Raw genomic sequence first — 18,250 nt, 5'->3', positions numbered from 1 at the left:
ATTCATATGAGAATTCACTCACCGTACCCCGCCAGTTGGGCGCTGGCACAACGAATTGGTTATCTCTATTCAGAGGGCGAGATTATTTATCTCGCCGATACGCCATTCGAGCGGTTACTCGATATTCAACGTCAGGTTGGCCAGTGCCAGACCATGACCAGCTTGTCACAGGCTGATTTTGAAGCTCGGCTGGAAGCGGTATTCCATCAGAATACCGGTGAGTCGCAACAGATTGCGCAGGATATCGATCAATCCGTCGATCTTCTCTCGCTTTCGGAAGAGATGCCCGCAAATGAAGATCTCCTGAATGAAGATTCAGCGGCACCGGTTATCCGCTTGATCAATGCGATTTTGAGTGAGGCCATCAAAGAAACCGCCTCTGATATCCACATTGAAACCTATGAAAAAACAATGTCGATCCGTTTTCGCATCGACGGCGTTTTGCGGACAATTTTACAGCCAAACAAAAAACTGGCGGCACTGCTTATCTCCCGAATTAAGGTCATGGCTCGTCTTGATATCGCCGAAAAACGTATTCCACAGGATGGAAGAATTAGTTTGCGTATCGGGCGACGTAACATAGATGTCCGCGTATCCACACTGCCGTCCATCTATGGTGAACGCGCCGTACTCCGCCTGCTGGATAAAAACAGCCTCCAGCTTTCATTGAACAACCTGGGGATGACGGCAGCGGATAAGCAGGATTTAGAAAATCTCATTCAGCTTCCGCACGGTATTATCCTGGTGACAGGGCCGACAGGCTCCGGTAAAAGCACCACGCTCTACGCCATCCTTTCGGCGCTGAATACTCCCGGCCGCAATATTCTGACGGTAGAAGATCCCGTGGAATATGAGCTGGAAGGCATTGGGCAAACGCAGGTGAATACCCGTGTGGATATGTCTTTCGCTCGCGGCCTGCGCGCCATACTTCGCCAGGACCCGGATGTCGTCATGGTGGGGGAAATTCGTGATACAGAAACCGCGCAGATTGCGGTTCAGGCCTCGCTCACCGGCCATCTGGTACTCTCAACACTCCACACTAACAGTGCATCAGGCGCAGTGACCCGGCTCCGCGACATGGGCGTCGAATCATTCCTGCTTTCGTCTTCCCTGGCAGGGATTATCGCGCAACGTCTGGTTCGTCGCCTGTGTCCGCAATGCCGACAATTCACGCCCGTATCACCCCAACAAGCGCAGATGTTTAAATATCATCAGCTCGCGGTGACAACAATTGGCACTCCCGTAGGCTGCCCTCATTGCCATCAATCCGGCTATCAGGGGCGCATGGCGATCCACGAAATGATGGTGGTGACGCCGGAATTACGGGCCGCTATTCATGAAAATGTGGATGAACAAGCACTGGAGCGACTAGTCCGGCAACAACACAAGGCCTTAATCAAAAATGGCCTGCAAAAAGTGATAAGCGGTGACACCTCCTGGGATGAGGTTATGCGCGTCGCCAGTGCCACGCTGGAGAGCGAAGCATGAATTATCGCTATCGCGCCATGACCCAGGATGGTCAAAAATTGCAAGGGATCATTGATGCTAACGATGAACGTCAGGCACGACTGCGGCTGCGTGAAGAAGGGCTTTTCCTGCTGGATATTCGCCCCCAAAAAAGTTCGGGAGTAAAAACACGTCGCCCGAGGATCAGCCATAGTGAACTGACGCTTTTCACCCGGCAGTTGGCAACCTTAAGCGCAGCGGCATTACCCCTGGAAGAGAGCCTTGCCGTAATCGGTCAACAAAGCAGTAATAAACGACTGGGTGACGTGTTAAATCAGGTACGCAGCGCCATCCTTGAAGGGCATCCCCTTTCCGATGCATTACAGCATTTTCCCACGCTTTTCGATTCGCTCTATCGTACCCTGGTAAAAGCGGGCGAAAAGAGCGGGCTGCTGGCCCCGGTGTTGGAAAAGCTGGCTGATTACAATGAAAACCGGCAGAAAATCCGCAGCAAGCTCATTCAGTCACTGATCTACCCCTGTATGCTCACTACGGTGGCGATTGGGGTCGTGATTATTCTCCTCACTGCTGTCGTGCCCAAAATTACCGAACAGTTCGTGCATATGAAGCAGCAACTGCCGCTGAGTACACGCATTCTTTTAGGTCTGAGCGACACGTTGCAACGTACCGGCCCGACATTATTAGCGACAGTGTTTATTGTCGCTGTAGGTTTCTGGCTCTGGTTAAAACGCGGCAATAACCGCCACCGTTTTCATGCCATGTTGCTGCGCGTTGCGCTCATCGGCCCGCTGATTTGCGCCATTAACAGCGCACGCTATCTCCGCACTTTAAGTATTTTGCAATCCAGCGGCGTCCCTCTGCTGGATGGGATGAATTTGTCCACCGAAAGCCTCAACAACCTCGAAATTCGCCAGCGTCTGGCAAATGCGGCAGAGAACGTTCGCCAGGGTAACAGCATTCATCTTTCGCTGGAACAAACCGCAATTTTCCCGCCGATGATGCTCTACATGGTGGCCTCTGGCGAAAAAAGCGGGCAGCTCGGCACATTAATGGTCAGAGCCGCAGATAACCAGGAGACACTCCAACAAAATCGGATCGCCTTAACGCTCTCCATCTTCGAGCCAGCACTCATTATTACGATGGCACTGATCGTCCTGTTTATTGTCGTGTCGGTACTCCAACCTCTTCTTCAACTTAACTCAATGATTAATTAAGGAAAGCATATGCGCGCAACGGATAAGCAACGCGGTTTTACATTACTGGAAATTATGGTGGTGATCGTCATTATCGGCGTACTTGCCAGCCTGGTGGTTCCTAACCTAATGGGCAATAAAGAAAAGGCGGATAAGCAAAAAGCCGTCAGCGATATTGTGGCGCTGGAAAACGCCCTTGATATGTACAAACTCGACAATCATCACTATCCAACCACAAATCAGGGGCTTGAATCCTTAGTAGAAGCGCCGACACTGCCACCGCTGGCCGCAAACTATAACAAGGAAGGTTATATCAAGCGTCTGCCTGCCGATCCCTGGGGCAATGATTATGTCCTCGTTAATCCTGGTGAACATGGTGCATACGATCTGCTTTCAGCAGGGCCCGATGGTGAAATGGGAACCGAGGACGACATCACCAACTGGGGTTTGAGCAAGAAGAAAAAGTAAGTCAGCGATGAATCAGCAACGCGGGTTTACCCTGCTGGAGATGATGCTGGTGCTGGCGCTGGTCGCTATCACGGCAAGCGTGGTGCTCTTCACATATGGCCGGGAGGATGTCGCCAACACTCGTGCGCGCGAAACAGCGGCGCGGTTTACCGCTGCACTTGAATTAGCCATCGACCGCGCCACGCTCAGTGGTCAGCCTGTCGGTATCCATTTCTCTGATTCAGCATGGCGCATTATGGTACCGGGCAAAACACCATCAGCCTGGCGCTGGGTTCCATTACAAGAAGATGCCGCAGACGAGAGCCAAAATGACTGGGATGAAGAACTCTCAATTCATCTTCAGCCATTTAAACCTGATGACAGCAACCAGCCACAGGTTGTGATTCTGGCCGACGGACAAATCACGCCCTTCTCTTTGTTGATGGCTAACGCCGGGACCGGTGAGCCGCTCCTGACGTTAGTCTGTTCAGGCTCATGGCCCCTGGATCAAACGCTCGCCAGAGATACCCGCCCATGAACAAACAATCAGGGATGACACTGCTTGAAGTCTTACTGGCGATGAGTATTTTCACCGCTGTTGCTCTGACTTTAATGAGCAGTATGCAAGGGCAACGAAATGCCATCGAGCGAATGCGTAACGAGACGCTGGCATTGTGGATAGCGGATAACCAGCTTCAGTCACAAGATTCATTCGGCGAGGAAAACACGTCCAGTTCTGGCAAAGAGTTAATAAATGGCGAAGAGTGGAACTGGCGCAGCGATATCCACTCAAGCAAAGACGGCACGCTTCTGGAACGCACCATAACGGTGACATTACCCAGCGGTCAGACAACCTCGCTTACGCGTTATCAAAGCATCGATAATAAATCCGGGCAGGCACAAGATGATTAATCGCCAGCAGGGTTTCACATTGCTGGAGGTCATGGCGGCGCTGGCGATTTTCTCAATGCTTAGCGTGCTGGCGTTTATGATTTTTTCGCAAGCTTCCGAGTTGCATCAACGCTCACAGAAAGAAATCCAGCAGTTCAATCAGCTACAGCGCACCATCACCATTCTTGATAACGATCTCCTGCAACTGGTCGCCCGGAGGAATCGGAGTACGGACAAAATCATGGTGTTGGGTGAAGAAGCTATTTTTACCACGCAAAGTCGCGATCCGCTGGCTCCTCTCAGTGAAGCACAAACCTTACTCACTGTTCACTGGTATCTGCGAAATCATACGCTCTACCGTGCTGTTCGTACTTCTGTGGATGGCAGGAAGGATCAACCCGCCCAGGCGATGCTGGAACATGTCGAGAGCTTTCTTCTGGAAAGTAACAGCGGGGAAAGCCAGGAACTTCCTCTCTCAGTCACGTTACATCTGCAGACTCAGCAATATGGGGGGTTACAGCGCCGTTTTGCATTACCTGAGCAGTTAGCGAGAGAAGAGTCGCCAGCTCAGACGCAGGCCGGGAATAATAACCATGAATAATGAACAACGCGGCGTCGCGCTGCTCATTGTACTCATGTTACTGGCGCTCATGGCTGCTCTGGCAGCAGACATGACGCTCAGTTTTCACAGCCAGCTTCAGCGAACCCGCCAGGTAAACCATCATCTGCAACGGCAATATGATATTGAACTGGCGGAGAAACTTGCGCTTGCCAGCCTCACCCAGGACGTTAAAGATAACGACAGACAGACCACGTTGCAGCAGTACTGGGCACAGCCACAACAGTTGCAGCTGGAAGATGGCAATACAGTGAAGTGGCAGTTACGCGATGCCCAGCACTGTTTTAATCTCAATGCGTTAGCAAAAATCTCTGACGACCCGCTGGCTTCCCCTGATTTCCCCGCCCAGGTATTCAGTGCGCTGCTGATTAACGCCGGTATCGATCGCGGAAACACCGATGAGATCGTGCAATCAATCGCTGACTATATTGATGTCGATGACTCACCACGCTTTCACGGCGCAGAAGATAGCTTTTACCAAAGCCAGACGCCGCCCCGGCATAGTGCCAATCAGATGCTTTTTCTGACTGGCGAATTACGTCAGATAAAAGGCATAACCGAAAACATCTATCAGCGGCTTATCCCGTATGTCTGCGTTCTCCCGACCACGGAACTTAGCATCAATCTTAATATGCTAACGGAGAACGATATTCCGCTCTTCAGAGCGTTATTCCTCAATAACATCACGGATGCTGACGCTCGGGTCTTATTGCAAAAAAGGCCGAGGGAAGGCTGGCTAACCACGGATGCATTTCTTTACTGGGCGCAGCAGGATTTCTCCGGTGTGAAGCCACTGGTTGCTCAGGTGAAAAGGCATCTCTTTCCCTATAGCCGCTATTTTACGCTGAGTACGGAAAGTATCAGCGACGAACAATCCCAGGGATGGCAAAGCCATATTTTTTTCAACCGTAAACAGCAGAGCGCCCAAATCTATCGGCGTACGCTGCAACTCTACTAATCATAAGGATCGTGATGCCTGAATCGTTGATGGTCATACGTTCTTCCTCGACGCTGCGTAAGCATTGGGAATGGATGACGTTCTCCGCAGATAGCGTATCTTCGGTACATACGCTCACGGACGATCTTCCGCTGGAGTCGCTGGCCGATCAGCCCGGTGCCGGAAATGTTCATCTTTTGATCCCACCAGAGGGCCTTTTATATCGTTCCCTCACGCTGCCCAACGCCAAATACAAACTCACCGCACAAACATTACAATGGCTGGCAGAGGAGACGTTACCCGACAACACCCAGGACTGGCACTGGACGGTTGTCGATAAACAAAACGAAAGTGTCGAGGTGATAGGCATTCAGTCGGAGAAACTCAGTCGCTATCTTGAGCGTTTACATACTGCCGGACTCAACGTGACGCGGGTTTTGCCAGATGGCTGCTATCTTCCCTGGGAAGTAGATAGCTGGACTCTGGTTAACCAGCAAACAAGCTGGCTCATTCGCAGTGCCGCACATGCCTTCAACGAACTGGATGAACACTGGTTACAGCATCTTGCTGCCCAGTTTCCGCCTGAGAATATGCTTTGTTATGGTGTAGTACCTCACGGCGTTGCAGCGGCCAATCCACTTATCCAGCATCCTGAAATACCATCACTGAGTTTGTATTCTGCCGATATTGCATTCCAGCGCTATGACATGCTGCATGGTATTTTTCGTAAACAGAAAACTGTAAGCAAATCGGGAAAATGGCTCGCCCGCCTGGCAGTAAGCTGTCTCGTTCTCGCCATTCTTTCTTTTGTTGGCAGCCGGAGCATCGCGCTCTGGCATACGCTTAAGATTGAAGATCAACTTCAGCAACAACAGCAAGAAACCTGGCAACGTTATTTCCCGCAGATCAAACGCACCCACAATTTTCGTTTTTACTTTAAGCAGCAACTCGCTCAGCAATATCCTGAAGCTGTGCCGTTGCTCTATCATTTACAAACACTTCTGCTGGAACACCCTGAACTGCAGTTAATGGAGGCGAACTATAGCCAGAAGCAAAAGTCGCTGACCTTAAAAATGAGTGCTAAGAGTGAAGCCAATATCGATCGTTTCTGTGAGTTAACACAGTCCTGGCTTCCGATGGAAAAAACAGAAAAAGATCCGGTCAGTGGTGTATGGACAGTAAGGAACTCAGGGAAATGATTAAATCATGGTGGGCAGAAAAATCCACATCGGAAAAACAGATCGTTGCGGCACTGGCGGTTCTCTCGCTCGGCGTTTTTTGTTGGCTTGGGGTGATAAAACCGATAGATACCTACATTGCAGAGCATCAGTCCCACGCGCAAAAAATTAAGAAGGACATCAAATGGATGCAGGATCAAGCGAGCACCCATGGTTTACTCGGTCATCCTGCGCTTACGCAGCCCATCAAAAATATCCTTCTCGAGGAAGCAAAACGTGAGAATTTGGCTATCACGCTGGAAAACGGCCCGGACAATACTCTGACAATTCATCCTGTCACAGCTCCCCTCGAAAACGTCTCCCGCTGGCTCACTACGGCACAGGTAACATACGGTATTGTTATTGAAGACCTTCAGTTTACTCTTGCCGGAAACGAAGAGATCACCCTCAGGCATTTGTCCTTCAGGGAGCAACAATAATGACAATGCTACTGCCGCTCTTCATTCTGGTTGGTTTTATTGCAGGTTATTTTGTTAATGCCATCGCCTATCACCTCTCGCCGTTGGAGGATAAAACGGCGTTAACGTTTCGCCAGGTATTGGTTCATTTCAGGCAAAAAAAATATGCCTGGCATGATACAGTGCCCCTGATACTTTGTGTTGCTGCTGCTATCGCCTGCGCCCTGGCACCTTTCACGCCCATCGTGACTGGCGCACTCTTTCTCTATTTCTGTTTCGTACTCACGCTCAGTGTTATTGATTTTCGCACTCAGCTCCTGCCCGACAAACTCACCTTACCGCTGCTCTGGCTTGGCTTGGTATTTAATGCGCAGTATGGATTAATTGATTTACATGATGCGGTTTACGGCGCGGTAGCGGGCTATGGGGTGCTGTGGTGTGTTTACTGGGGCGTCTGGTTAGTTTGTCACAAAGAGGGATTGGGCTACGGTGATTTCAAGCTACTGGCCGCTGCAGGCGCATGGTGTGGCTGGCAAACGTTGCCAATGATACTGCTGATTGCCTCGCTGGGTGGCATTGGTTACGCCATCGTTTCACAACTTCTGCAACGCCGGACTATAACCACTATCGCATTCGGCCCGTGGCTTGCGCTCGGCAGCATGATAAACCTGGGGTATCTGGCCTGGATCTCTTATTAACCGGGAGGGTTCTCCCTCCCGACACGGCTCAACCTTCTTCGCGGATCTGTGCTTGCAGATAATTTTGCAGGCCCATCTTCTGAATCAGATCAAGTTCCGTTTCCAGCCAGTCGATATGGCCTTCTTCATCACGCAAAATTTCTATCATCATATCGCGGCTGACGTAATCATGAACGCTATCGGCATAACCAATTGCCTCACGCAAATTCTTCGCGCCATCCAGCTCAAGTGCCAGATCAGAACGCAGCATTTCCTCAACATCTTCACCAATGTTCAGTTTGCCCAGGTCCTGTAAGTTTGGAAGACCTTCCAGAAAAAGAATGCGCTCAATATAACGATCGGCGTGTTTCATCTCATCAATGGATTCATGATACTCCACATCATTGAGACGTTTGAGACCCCAGTTTTTAAACATTCGGGCATGGAGAAAGTACTGATTGATTGCGACAAGCTCATTTCCCAACAGTTTGTTGAGATAATTTATAACTTTAGTATCACCTTTCATTTTTTGACTCCTTCGCTTCCACTCTTTGAAGAGTAGAACGGCTTACGAGTAAGTCAAAAAACACACTCCGTTTATGCGGACTCCTTAAACTCCGGCAGCTGCATTAATTCATCCTCCATCACTTCACGCGCGGCCCGGACACATTTACCGCACTGATTGCCGACCGGAATAAATTTTTTTAATTGCTGGAACGAGTGAGGGGAAAACTGGCGCACAGCCTGACGAATTTTTTTATCGCTGATACCATTACAAAGACAAACGTACATAGAGACTCCCGTATACTTTCTTCAAAAATAAATGAAAATAGTTCTTATTTCAATTACGGAAAGACTCTTTTTTAAGCAAAGAATAGAAATATGAATAAAAATAATGGGCTACCAAAAGTAGCCCATTGACAAAAAATGCGGCGATACTGGAAGGTATCGCCAACACATTTATTGCTTAGTAAACGGCGCGAAGATTTCGCTAAATGCGTACTTCGGTGCCTGTTCTTTAGTCAGGCCGTGGAATTCCGGAGACAGGTTAGTGCCGCCCGGCAGGTCGCGCGCGATTGACCAGATACCAACCATACCGAGATTACGCTTCTGCGCATCCTGCATGACCAGACGAGCATCAGAGAGATAGAACACCTCGCCCTGAACGTCGTTCACGCCAACCATCGGCGTGGTACCCATCATAGCGTCAATTTCTGCATCGCTCTTATTGGGATGGAGGCCTTTCAATTGTGAATGCAGGTTGGCAATCGCAGACGTTGCACACTTACCGTGAATGTTCTGGCCTTCGGTATTTGCAGACTGACAAATCGCGTTACCGTAGTCCATTGTCATCACGTTCACACCCGCCAGCTCAACACCTTTCGCTTTGGCATCGCTCAGGACATTCATCCCTTCCGGCGTCAGGCCAGTCGGCAGAATTGGCAAGGTGTACCAGATAGCAATATCTTTGCCTTCTGACTTCCATTTATCCTGCACTTTCTTCACAGCAAGGTTACGACGTTCAATAGATGCCTGATCCGCAACCCAGGTGCCTTCGATATCGAAGTCCAGGACTTTGAGGTTCAGGTTATCAACGATGTCATAATAATGCTGCATCAGATCGTCTACGTTCTTACAGGAAGCAGCCAGCGGAGCGTTGTTAGCACCACCGATAGACAGCATCACATCGCCGCCAGCCTCACGCAGAGCTTTGATTTTGCTGTACTGAGCGTAATTCTGCATACCGTAAGCGGTACCCCATGTCGGCAGACAGGTGTTCGCATCTTTACTCACCACAAACGCCAGCGTGAAGTGGTTGACGTTATGATTCTTAGCCAGCGCAGCCAGATCCGGGATCGTATTCAGCGTAAAGTCGACATACGGTGCATAAACGTGTTTCGGCCACGCTTTCTTCGGCGTACCTACGCGCTCTTTGGTTCCGGTCCAGTCAACAAAAACACGCCACGGGTTGCTGTCAGAAGGAGAAACTTTCTGCACTTTACTCTGAGAAATGTAGTTCACACCGTTAAAGCGAATCAGCGTATCGCTGGCATAAAGCGTTTCTGGATTAAACTGCGGCGCATTATTCAGCTCTTCGTTGCTATAGCTCTGAGCCTTACCTAACGGCTTCCACGGGCGGCTATTGCTACCGGTGGCGTTTTGGTTCGCCACCAGAGCAGGGTTGTCACTTTGCGTCCAGAACAGCGCTTCATAAGCCTGCCCATCAACAACAACGCGATCACCTTTCACGTACACAGTGGATGCGGACCATGCTTTCGCCGGTTCGTATTTCTTCCACGGGTTATCGCCGCCCGGGACAAAGCCCCATGCGTCTTGATCGACAGAAGTTTTATAATGTGCATCGTTATAATCTACGATGCTGTCCGCGCTGTACGCTTTGCTGGCCTGGAAACCATCCGCAACAATGACGCCGCCGTTATCAATTTCACAGGTAGTCGGGTTACCGTACTGACTCAATTCCGCAGCGGTAGCTGTACGCTCGAGACGCCATGGGTTATTGGAGTTTTCAGCGCTGGTACCCCGTGGGCAATCTTTAGACCCAACCCACCAGGCGTTCTTGTAAACATTACCATTGAAAATAACATGGTAAATTTCGCTACCTTCCTGGCCGCTCCACGCTTGCAATGAGTAATCGTTAACGCTATCCGCTGGTGTTGATGGCTCGCTGTTATCCGGAGTTGGGGTCACCGGTGTTTCCGGAGTTGGATCAACCGGAGTCACAGCACCGCCATTATTATCCAGCTTAACGGAACAGGAGCCAGGGTTACCATACTGGCTGATTTCTGTTGCCGTTGCCGCGCGAACATAACGCCATGGGTTTCTGGCATCGTTTTCTTTCGCATCGCCTGGGCAATTTGCCGCGCCTACCCACCAGGCGTTCTTATAAATGCCGCCGTTATAGATAACGTACCATGTAGAAGAACCTTCCTGACCTTTCCAGGCTACGACAGCATAGTTGTCGTTTGACTTATCAGCTGGGGCTGGCTGAACATCAGGAGCCGGTTTAACGTCCGGTGCCGGTTTCACATCCGGTGCAGGCTGTGGTGCTGAAGTACAGGACTGTGGATTACTGGTTTCTGAGATTTCCGTTGCCGTAGCGGCACGAACATAACGCCATGGGTTGCTGGCATCATTGCCTTTCGCATCACCCGGGCAGTTAGAAGAGGCTACCCACCAGGCATTCTTATATACCGCACCATTAAAGACGACATACCAGGTCTGACCGCCCTGCTGTTTATTCCAGGCAACTACAGAAGAATTAGACGGAACAGTGCCCTGTGCTGGTGTAGCCGAACCGCCATTAGCCGGCGTATTGGATGCAGGCGTATTTGAATTTGAAGAAGATGAGCTGCCGCTCTTTTCGCAGGAAAGTGTATTGCCATACTGACTAATTTCAGCAGCTGTCGCGGTACGCTTTAAACGCCACGGGTTAGTTGCATCATTTACTTTCGCTTTTCCCGGGCAATTTGTAGAAGAAACCCACCAGGCATTTTCATAAATTTTGCCATCGAAAATAACCTGATATTTATTACCACCTTGTTGGTTATTCCATGCTTCCATTGCCAATGCTGGCAGAGCGGAACACACCAGCCCCATACCAATCATAGATTTAGTAAATATATTTAATTTCATTATAATCCCTTGTGACGTAAAAACTGCAAAACAAAAGTCCTACGCAGGAATTATTTACGTTTTACGAGAACCCTTCAATATGAATTAAATTACGGCATTAAAAATAAGAAAAAAGCCTGACAAATGAAGCATTTTAAAAACAGAAACATTCATATTTAAAATGTTAAATTGAATTGATATTTTAAATATGAATAATTTATTCGTTCTGACAGTACGAATAAGATATGCCGTCAACAAATGCAAAAAGGGCGCCGAAGCGCCCTTTTCAATTCAAAACTAATTAACGTGTAATTAGCCCAGAACTTTAGCAACAACGCCCGCGCCAACGGTACGGCCGCCTTCACGGATTGCGAAACGCAGACCGTCGTCCATCGCGATCGGGTGGATCAGGGTAACAACCATTTTGATGTTGTCGCCCGGCATTACCATCTCTACGCCTTCCGGCAGTTCGATGGTACCAGTCACGTCAGTAGTACGGAAGTAGAACTGCGGACGGTAGCCTTTGAAGAACGGAGTATGACGGCCGCCTTCATCTTTGGACAGAATGTACACTTCAGATTCGAACTTGGTGTGCGGCTTGATGGTGCCCGGCTTAGCCAGTACCTGACCACGTTCGATTTCTTCACGTTTGATACCACGCAGCAGAACACCTACGTTCTCACCAGCACGGCCTTCGTCCAGCAGTTTGCGGAACATTTCAACGCCAGTACAGGTAGACTTCTGAGTCTCTTTGATACCAACGATTTCAACTTCTTCACCAACTTTGATGATACCGCGTTCTACACGACCGGTAACAACGGTACCACGACCGGAGATGGAGAATACGTCTTCGATCGGCAGCAGGAACGGCTTGTCAATCGCACGCTCTGGTTCCGGAATATAAGAATCCAGGAAGCCAGCCAGTTCCAGGATTTTCGCTTCCCACTCTGCGTCGCCTTCCAGCGCTTTCAGAGCAGAACCACGAACGATCGGAGTGTCGTCGCCCGGGAAGTCGTACTGAGACAGAAGTTCACGAACTTCCATTTCAACCAGTTCCAGCAGCTCTTCGTCATCAACCATGTCGCATTTGTTCAGGAACACGATGATGTACGGAACGCCTACCTGACGACCCAGCAGGATGTGCTCACGAGTCTGCGGCATCGGGCCGTCAGTCGCAGCAACTACCAGGATCGCGCCGTCCATCTGAGCAGCACCGGTGATCATGTTTTTAACATAGTCGGCGTGCCCCGGGCAGTCTACGTGTGCGTAGTGACGGGTCGGGGTGTCGTATTCAACGTGAGAAGTGTTGATGGTGATACCACGAGCTTTTTCTTCCGGCGCGTTATCGATCTGGTCGAATGCACGAGCAGCACCGCCGTAGGTTTTAGCCAGTACGGTGGTGATTGCAGCGGTCAGAGTAGTTTTACCGTGGTCAACGTGGCCGATAGTACCAACGTTAACGTGCGGTTTTGTACGTTCAAATTTTTCTTTAGACACGGCTATATTCCTTACTATAGTGCTCTCCCCTTCAGGAGAGAGCACGGGACTTTGGTATTAACCCTTAGGCTTATTTACCACGGGCTTCAATTACGGCCTGAGCAACGTTACTCGGCGCTTCATCATACTTCAGGAATTCCATAGTGTATGATGCACGACCTTTGGTCAGAGAACGCAGCTGAGTTGCGTATCCGAACATTTCAGACAGCGGTACTTCAGCGTGGATCTTAACGCCAGTAACTTCAGATTCCTGACCTTTGAGCATACCACGACGACGGCTCAAGTCACCGATAACGTCACCGGTGTTCTCTTCCGGAGTTTCTACTTCAACCTTCATGATCGGCTCAAGCAGAACTGGTTTCGCTTTCTTAAAGCCTTCTTTAAAGGCGATAGAAGCAGCCAGTTTAAACGCCAGTTCAGAGGAGTCAACGTCATGGTAAGAACCGAAGTGCAGACGAATACCCATGTCTACTACCGGGTAGCCTGCCAGCGGACCTGCTTTCAGCTGTTCCTGGATACCTTTATCAACGGCCGGGATGTATTCGCCAGGGATTACACCACCTTTAATGTCGTTGATGAACTCGTAGCCTTTCGGGTTTGAACCCGGCTCCAGCGGGTACATGTCGATAACAACATGACCATACTGACCACGACCACCAGACTGTTTCGCGTGTTTACCTTCAACATCGGTAACTTTCTGGCGGATAGTTTCACGGTAAGCAACCTGCGGTTTACCTACGTTCGCTTCAACGTTGAATTCACGCTTCATACGGTCAACGATGATGTCGAGGTGCAGTTCGCCCATACCCGCGATGATGGTCTGGTTAGATTCTTCGTCAGTCCATACACGGAAAGACGGGTCTTCTTTAGCCAGACGGCCCAGAGCCAGACCCATTTTTTCCTGGTCAGCTTTGGTTTTCGGTTCAACTGCGATGGAGATTACCGGCTCAGGGAATTCCATACGTTCCAGAATGATCGGCGCATCCGGGTCACACAGGGTGTCACCAGTGGTTACGTCTTTCAGACCGATAGCAGCAGCGATGTCGCCCGCGCGAACTTCTTTGATCTCTTCACGTTTGTTAGCGTGCATCTGAACGATACGACCGAAACGCTCACGTGCAGCTTTCACGGAGTTCAGTACGGTATCACCAGAGTTAACCACACCGGAGTAAACACGGAAGAAGGTCAGGTTACCAACAAACGGGTCGGTAGCGATTTTGAACGCCAGTGCAGAGAACGGCTCGTCATCACTTGCGTGACGTTCAGCCGGAGTGTCTTTACCGTCGTCCAGGATACCGTTGATCGCAGGTACGTCAACCGGGGATGGCAGGTAATCAATTACCGCATCCAGCATCGCCTGAACACCTTTGTTCTTGAACGCAGAACCACAGGTTACCAGGATGATTTCGTTGTTCAGAACGCGCTGACGCAGAGCACCTTTGATTTCTGCTTCAGTCAGTTCTTCACCACCCAGGTATTTTTCCATCAGCTCTTCAGAAGCTTCAGCTGCGGATTCGATCAGGTTCTGGTGCCATTCGTTAGCCAGTTCAACCATGTCTGCCGGGATATCTTCGTATTCGAAGGTTACGCCCTGGTCAGCGTCGTTCCAGTTGATAGCTTTCATTTTCACCAGGTCAACAACACCGGTGAAATGTTCTTCAGCACCAATCGCCAGCTGCAGCGGAACCGGGTTCGCGCCCAGACGGGTTTTGATCTGGTTAACAACTTTCAGGAAGTTCGCACCCATGCGGTCCATTTTGTTAACGAACGCAATGCGCGGAACTTTATATTTGTTTGCCTGACGCCATACGGTTTCAGACTGCGGCTGAACACCACCAACTGCGCAGTAAACCATTACCGCACCATCGAGAACACGCATGGAACGTTCTACTTCGATTGTGAAGTCAACGTGCCCCGGGGTGTCGATGATGTTGATGCGATGCGGCTCATACTGCTTAGCCATACCAGACCAGAATGCAGTAGTCGCAGCGGAAGTGATGGTAATACCACGTTCCTGCTCCTGCTCCATCCAGTCCATGGTTGCAGCGCCGTCATGAACTTCACCGATTTTATGGTTTACACCGGTGTAGAACAGAATACGTTCGGTAGTAGTGGTTTTACCGGCGTCGATGTGCGCACTGATACCGATGTTACGGTAGCGTGCGATGGGTGTTGTACGAGCCATTTGTTTCCTCGTTTATCTTTTAGGCGTTCAATTTAAGTAGCCCAAAGCGGGCTGCTTACTGGAAGCGCCCGCCTGGTGACTAAAACTCCGAAGGGATTACCAACGGTAGTGTGCGAACGCCTTGTTGGCTTCGGCCATACGGTGAACGTCTTCACGTTTCTTAACTGCAGTACCTTTGTTTTCTGCAGCATCAGAAAGTTCGTTCGCCAGGCGCAGAGCCATGGATTTATCACCGCGTTTACGAGCAGCTTCAACGATCCAACGCATTGCCAGAGCATTACGACGAACCGGACGGACTTCAACTGGTACCTGATAAGTAGAACCACCAACGCGGCGAGACTTAACTTCTACAGTCGGGCGCACGTTTTCGAGAGCTACTTCGAATGCTTCCAGTTCAGATTTACCAGAGCGCTGAGCCAGGGTCTCCAGCGCGCTGTATACGATAGATTCAGCAGTAGATTTTTTACCATCTACCATCAGGATATTTACAAATTTAGCCAGCAGTTCTGATCCGAACTTCGGATCCGGCAGAATTTTACGCTGACCAATGACGCGACGACGTGGCATGGAAATACTCCGTTGTTAATTCAGGATTGTCCAAAACTCTACGAGTTTAGTTTGACATTTAAGTTAAAACGTTTGGCCTTACTTAACGGAGAACCATTAAGCCTTAGGACGCTTCACGCCATACTTGGAACGAGCCTGCTTACGGTCTTTAACGCCGGAGCAGTCAAGCGCACCACGTACGGTGTGGTAACGAACACCCGGGAGGTCTTTAACACGACCGCCACGGATCAGGATCACGGAGTGCTCCTGCAGGTTGTGACCTTCACCACCGATGTAGGAAGTCACTTCGAAACCGTTAGTCAGACGAACACGGCATACTTTACGCAGCGCGGAGTTCGGTTTTTTAGGAGTGGTAGTATATACACGAGTACATACGCCACGTTTTTGCGGGCATGCTTCCAGCGCAGGCACGTTGCTTTTCGCAACTTTGCGAGCACGTGGTTTGCGTACCAGCTGGTTAACTGTTGCCATTAAATAGCTCCTGGTTTTAGCTTTTGCTTCGTAAACACGTAATAAAACGTCCTCACACAATATGAGGACGCCGAATTTTAGGGCGATGCCGAAAAGGTGTCAAGAAATATACAACGATCCCGCCATCACCAGGCCATCTGGCTGGGGTGCTTAACCGTAAGTCTGACGAAATCAGTATAGTCAATGAGAATGATGTCGTTCGAAATTTGACCAGTCAAACCGCGGGCAATAAGGTCTTCGTTCAGGGCATAGACCTTAATGGGGGCATTACGCAGACTTTCAAGGTAGCGGTTACCGTCAACTGCGGCAGTTACGCCATCTTGCAATAATAGCAGTTCGTCTCCTTCACTGAGCAGACGCAGCAGCGCAGCAAAATCCGTCAGCCAGGGTGAGCGATGTAATGTGTGCAGCATAAACGCCTCAAAACCTCAAAATAACATCGTAGTTGGCGAGTTCGCGGCGTAAGGCATCTGCTTCGAGCGGCGTGGCTTCGACAACAAAGGGTGTCTGCGGATCTAACCCGCGTTCGCGCAGTGAAGCCGCACAAACCCAGCACTGTTCAATGTCGTACAGACCCAACAATTTAAAAGTGGCAATGTAATCACGCGCCAGCACTGCATCGGGCTTTTGTCCTGGCAGCAGCTGAAAAACGCCATCAGCTATAAAGAAGACAGCCAGATCGTCAGTTAATGCGGAAGTTGCCAGTAAAGCATCTAAACCTTCCCGGCCTGCGGCTGTACCATGAGGTGCAGTAGAAAAAACAAACGCAATTCGTTTCATCAGAACTGTACCACCCTGTCACAGGTCAGCGAGGCTTCCGCCAGCGCCCCAAGTCCGCTTAAGGTAAATCCCTGCTGAAGGTTTGACGAAGCCAGCCCCAGTCTTCCGGCCTCCGTTTCATCAACAACGCCACGGCGTAATGCTGCCGCTACGCAGATATTCAGCGCCACACCATGTTGCGCATTCAGTTGTTGCCAGGCCCGTACGAGGTCAAATTCGTCACTTGCCGGAGAGGTCAATTGGTTAGCGTTATAGACCCCTTCCCGATAGAAAAAGACGCTGCTTAACTCATGGCCATCTGCTATCAGCGCCTGCGCAAACTGAAAAGCACTACTCGCCTGTTGCGTACCGTATGCTGGCCCGGTCACCACGATGGCAAAACGCATTACTTATCTTGCCCCTGGAAATCACCGCTCTTGAACTGGCGGATGTAGAGATAGACAGTGTGTTTGGAGATGTTCAGGCGGTCAGCAACCTGGTTGATCGCATCTTTAATATCGAAGATCCCTTTCTCGTAGAGATTCAGCACGATCTGACGATTTTTGGCGTTATTAGAAACATTGCGATCGGCATTCACTTCTTCGATGGTGAACTCCAGCGTTTGGGTAACCAGATCTTCAACAGAAGAGGCAAAGTTGACGCTTGAACCGACATCCGGGGTTTCTGGCGGCACAAAGGTGCTCATAATCTGCGAGAAGGGAACATCAAGATTCATATTGATGCACAGCAGACCAATTACACGCTGTTCGCGGTTACGAATCGCGATAGTCAGGGACTTCATTAATACGCCGCTTTTGGCGCGAGTAAAGTAGCATTTAGAAACGCTGCTATCCGCTCCCGTCATATCGTGCAGCATACGTAGCGCCAGGTCAGTAATTGGCGAACCAATCTTCCGGCCTGTATGTTCACCGTTAGCAATGCGAATGGCTGAACATTTTAGATCCTGCAAAGAGTGCAAAACGATTTCACAGTGGGAGCCAATAAGCATCGCTAACCCGTCCACCACCGCTTCGTAGGATTTCAGAATATCAAAATCGGTCTGGTCGAAAGGACGTTGATCCAGTAAATCCAACTCACTGGTTTCGTTGGTTAAAAGCGACCTGGACATGAAAAAAAACACTCCTTTTCAGGAGCCTGTCGTTAACTTTTCAGGGCAGGCTCATTAATGATGCGGGTAACTAAATTAATACAGCGGAGGTTCCGCTTTCCAGCACTAATTATATCCGGCCTGTAATAAAAAAACCGCCGCC

General features: G+C 49.9%; 21 protein-coding genes. 10 read left to right on the top strand and 11 right to left on the bottom strand.

Annotation, left to right across the window (positions count from 1 at the left end; all coding sequences use genetic code 11):
• The first annotated feature begins 6 nt into the window (after positions 1 to 6).
• Genes gspE through gspO form a run of 10 tightly spaced genes read left to right on the top strand, consistent with a single transcriptional unit; the run spans position 7 to position 7,888 of the window.
• Complete coding sequence (gene gspE / locus ACU8XX_RS01995; protein WP_001219894.1) at positions 7 to 1,488, top strand: type II secretion system ATPase GspE; 1,482 nt, start codon at positions 7 to 9, stop codon at positions 1,486 to 1,488.
• Entirely contained in the window at positions 1,485 to 2,681 is a 1,197-nt protein-coding gene (gene gspF / locus ACU8XX_RS01990; protein WP_001109573.1) for a type II secretion system inner membrane protein GspF, read from the top strand. The genes gspE and gspF overlap by 4 nt, the downstream gene beginning before the upstream one ends.
• 9 nt (positions 2,682 to 2,690) lie before the next feature.
• Positions 2,691 to 3,128, top strand: coding sequence for a type II secretion system major pseudopilin GspG (gene gspG / locus ACU8XX_RS01985; protein ID WP_001202874.1), 438 nt, complete (start codon positions 2,691 to 2,693; stop codon positions 3,126 to 3,128).
• 7 nt (positions 3,129 to 3,135) lie between these two features.
• On the top strand, positions 3,136 to 3,645 hold the full coding sequence (gene gspH / locus ACU8XX_RS01980; protein WP_001076044.1) for a type II secretion system minor pseudopilin GspH: 510 nt from the start codon (positions 3,136 to 3,138) through the stop codon (positions 3,643 to 3,645).
• Positions 3,642 to 4,019 (top strand): type II secretion system minor pseudopilin GspI, encoded by a 378-nt coding sequence (gene gspI / locus ACU8XX_RS01975; protein WP_001041743.1) that lies wholly within the window; start codon positions 3,642 to 3,644, stop codon positions 4,017 to 4,019. The genes gspH and gspI overlap by 4 nt, the downstream gene beginning before the upstream one ends.
• A complete protein-coding gene (gspJ, locus tag ACU8XX_RS01970) occupies positions 4,012 to 4,599 on the top strand; it encodes a type II secretion system minor pseudopilin GspJ (RefSeq protein WP_000610634.1) in 588 nt (195 codons plus the stop codon). The genes gspI and gspJ overlap by 8 nt, the downstream gene beginning before the upstream one ends.
• Positions 4,592 to 5,575, top strand: a complete 984-nt coding sequence (gene gspK, locus ACU8XX_RS01965; protein ID WP_001058522.1) for a type II secretion system minor pseudopilin GspK — start codon at positions 4,592 to 4,594, stop codon at positions 5,573 to 5,575. Before gspJ ends, gspK begins: the two co-directional genes overlap by 8 nt.
• A 14-nt stretch (positions 5,576 to 5,589) precedes the next feature.
• Positions 5,590 to 6,753 (top strand): type II secretion system protein GspL, encoded by a 1,164-nt coding sequence (gene gspL / locus ACU8XX_RS01960; protein ID WP_001115238.1) that lies wholly within the window; start codon positions 5,590 to 5,592, stop codon positions 6,751 to 6,753.
• Positions 6,750 to 7,211, top strand: a complete 462-nt coding sequence (gene gspM, locus ACU8XX_RS01955) for a type II secretion system protein GspM (RefSeq protein ID WP_001295161.1) — start codon at positions 6,750 to 6,752, stop codon at positions 7,209 to 7,211. The genes gspL and gspM overlap by 4 nt, the downstream gene beginning before the upstream one ends.
• Positions 7,211 to 7,888: a prepilin peptidase GspO gene (gene gspO / locus ACU8XX_RS01950; protein WP_000178161.1), complete on the top strand. Its 678-nt coding sequence runs from the start codon at positions 7,211 to 7,213 to the stop codon at positions 7,886 to 7,888. The genes gspM and gspO overlap by 1 nt, the downstream gene beginning before the upstream one ends.
• Before the next feature lie 28 nt (positions 7,889 to 7,916).
• On the opposite strand, the gene bfr is transcribed toward gspO, so the two are convergent.
• The 11 genes from bfr to ACU8XX_RS01895 form a co-directional block, all read right to left on the bottom strand.
• The gene (gene bfr, locus ACU8XX_RS01945) at positions 7,917 to 8,393 is read right to left on the bottom strand and encodes a bacterioferritin (protein WP_000675504.1); all 477 of its coding nucleotides are present in this window, start codon (positions 8,391 to 8,393) and stop codon (positions 7,917 to 7,919) included.
• A gap of 71 nt (positions 8,394 to 8,464) precedes the next feature.
• Positions 8,465 to 8,659 (bottom strand): bacterioferritin-associated ferredoxin, encoded by a 195-nt coding sequence (bfd, locus tag ACU8XX_RS01940; protein WP_000289085.1) that lies wholly within the window; start codon positions 8,657 to 8,659, stop codon positions 8,465 to 8,467.
• 168 nt (positions 8,660 to 8,827) lie between these two features.
• Positions 8,828 to 11,521 (bottom strand): bifunctional chitinase/lysozyme, encoded by a 2,694-nt coding sequence (gene chiA, locus ACU8XX_RS01935; protein ID WP_016241662.1) that lies wholly within the window; start codon positions 11,519 to 11,521, stop codon positions 8,828 to 8,830.
• A 291-nt stretch (positions 11,522 to 11,812) separates the two neighbouring features.
• Positions 11,813 to 12,997 (bottom strand): elongation factor Tu, encoded by a 1,185-nt coding sequence (tuf, locus tag ACU8XX_RS01930; protein ID WP_000031783.1) that lies wholly within the window; start codon positions 12,995 to 12,997, stop codon positions 11,813 to 11,815.
• A 70-nt stretch (positions 12,998 to 13,067) separates the two neighbouring features.
• Entirely contained in the window at positions 13,068 to 15,182 is a 2,115-nt protein-coding gene (fusA, locus tag ACU8XX_RS01925) for an elongation factor G (protein WP_000124700.1), read from the bottom strand.
• 96 nt (positions 15,183 to 15,278) lie between these two features.
• Positions 15,279 to 15,749, bottom strand: a complete 471-nt coding sequence (rpsG, locus tag ACU8XX_RS01920; RefSeq protein ID WP_001138043.1) for a 30S ribosomal protein S7 — start codon at positions 15,747 to 15,749, stop codon at positions 15,279 to 15,281.
• Between the two features lie 96 nt (positions 15,750 to 15,845).
• The gene (gene rpsL, locus ACU8XX_RS01915; RefSeq protein ID WP_000246815.1) at positions 15,846 to 16,220 is read right to left on the bottom strand and encodes a 30S ribosomal protein S12; all 375 of its coding nucleotides are present in this window, start codon (positions 16,218 to 16,220) and stop codon (positions 15,846 to 15,848) included.
• 125 nt (positions 16,221 to 16,345) lie between these two features.
• Complete coding sequence (gene tusB, locus ACU8XX_RS01910) at positions 16,346 to 16,633, bottom strand: sulfurtransferase complex subunit TusB (protein ID WP_000903373.1); 288 nt, start codon at positions 16,631 to 16,633, stop codon at positions 16,346 to 16,348.
• A 7-nt stretch (positions 16,634 to 16,640) separates the two neighbouring features.
• On the bottom strand, positions 16,641 to 17,000 hold the full coding sequence (tusC, locus tag ACU8XX_RS01905) for a sulfurtransferase complex subunit TusC (protein ID WP_000820714.1): 360 nt from the start codon (positions 16,998 to 17,000) through the stop codon (positions 16,641 to 16,643).
• Entirely contained in the window at positions 17,000 to 17,386 is a 387-nt protein-coding gene (gene tusD, locus ACU8XX_RS01900) for a sulfurtransferase complex subunit TusD (protein WP_001209680.1), read from the bottom strand. The genes tusC and tusD overlap by 1 nt, the downstream gene beginning before the upstream one ends.
• A complete protein-coding gene (locus ACU8XX_RS01895) occupies positions 17,386 to 18,108 on the bottom strand; it encodes a helix-turn-helix transcriptional regulator (RefSeq protein ID WP_000091466.1) in 723 nt (240 codons plus the stop codon). The genes tusD and ACU8XX_RS01895 overlap by 1 nt, the downstream gene beginning before the upstream one ends.
• Between the last annotated feature and the right edge of the window lie 142 nt (positions 18,109 to 18,250).

Source organism: Escherichia sp. MAL-1 (genome assembly GCF_052948035.1).
The sequence above is the reverse complement of the archived record's forward strand: the minus strand, read 5'-3'. Positions and strand labels throughout refer to the sequence as shown.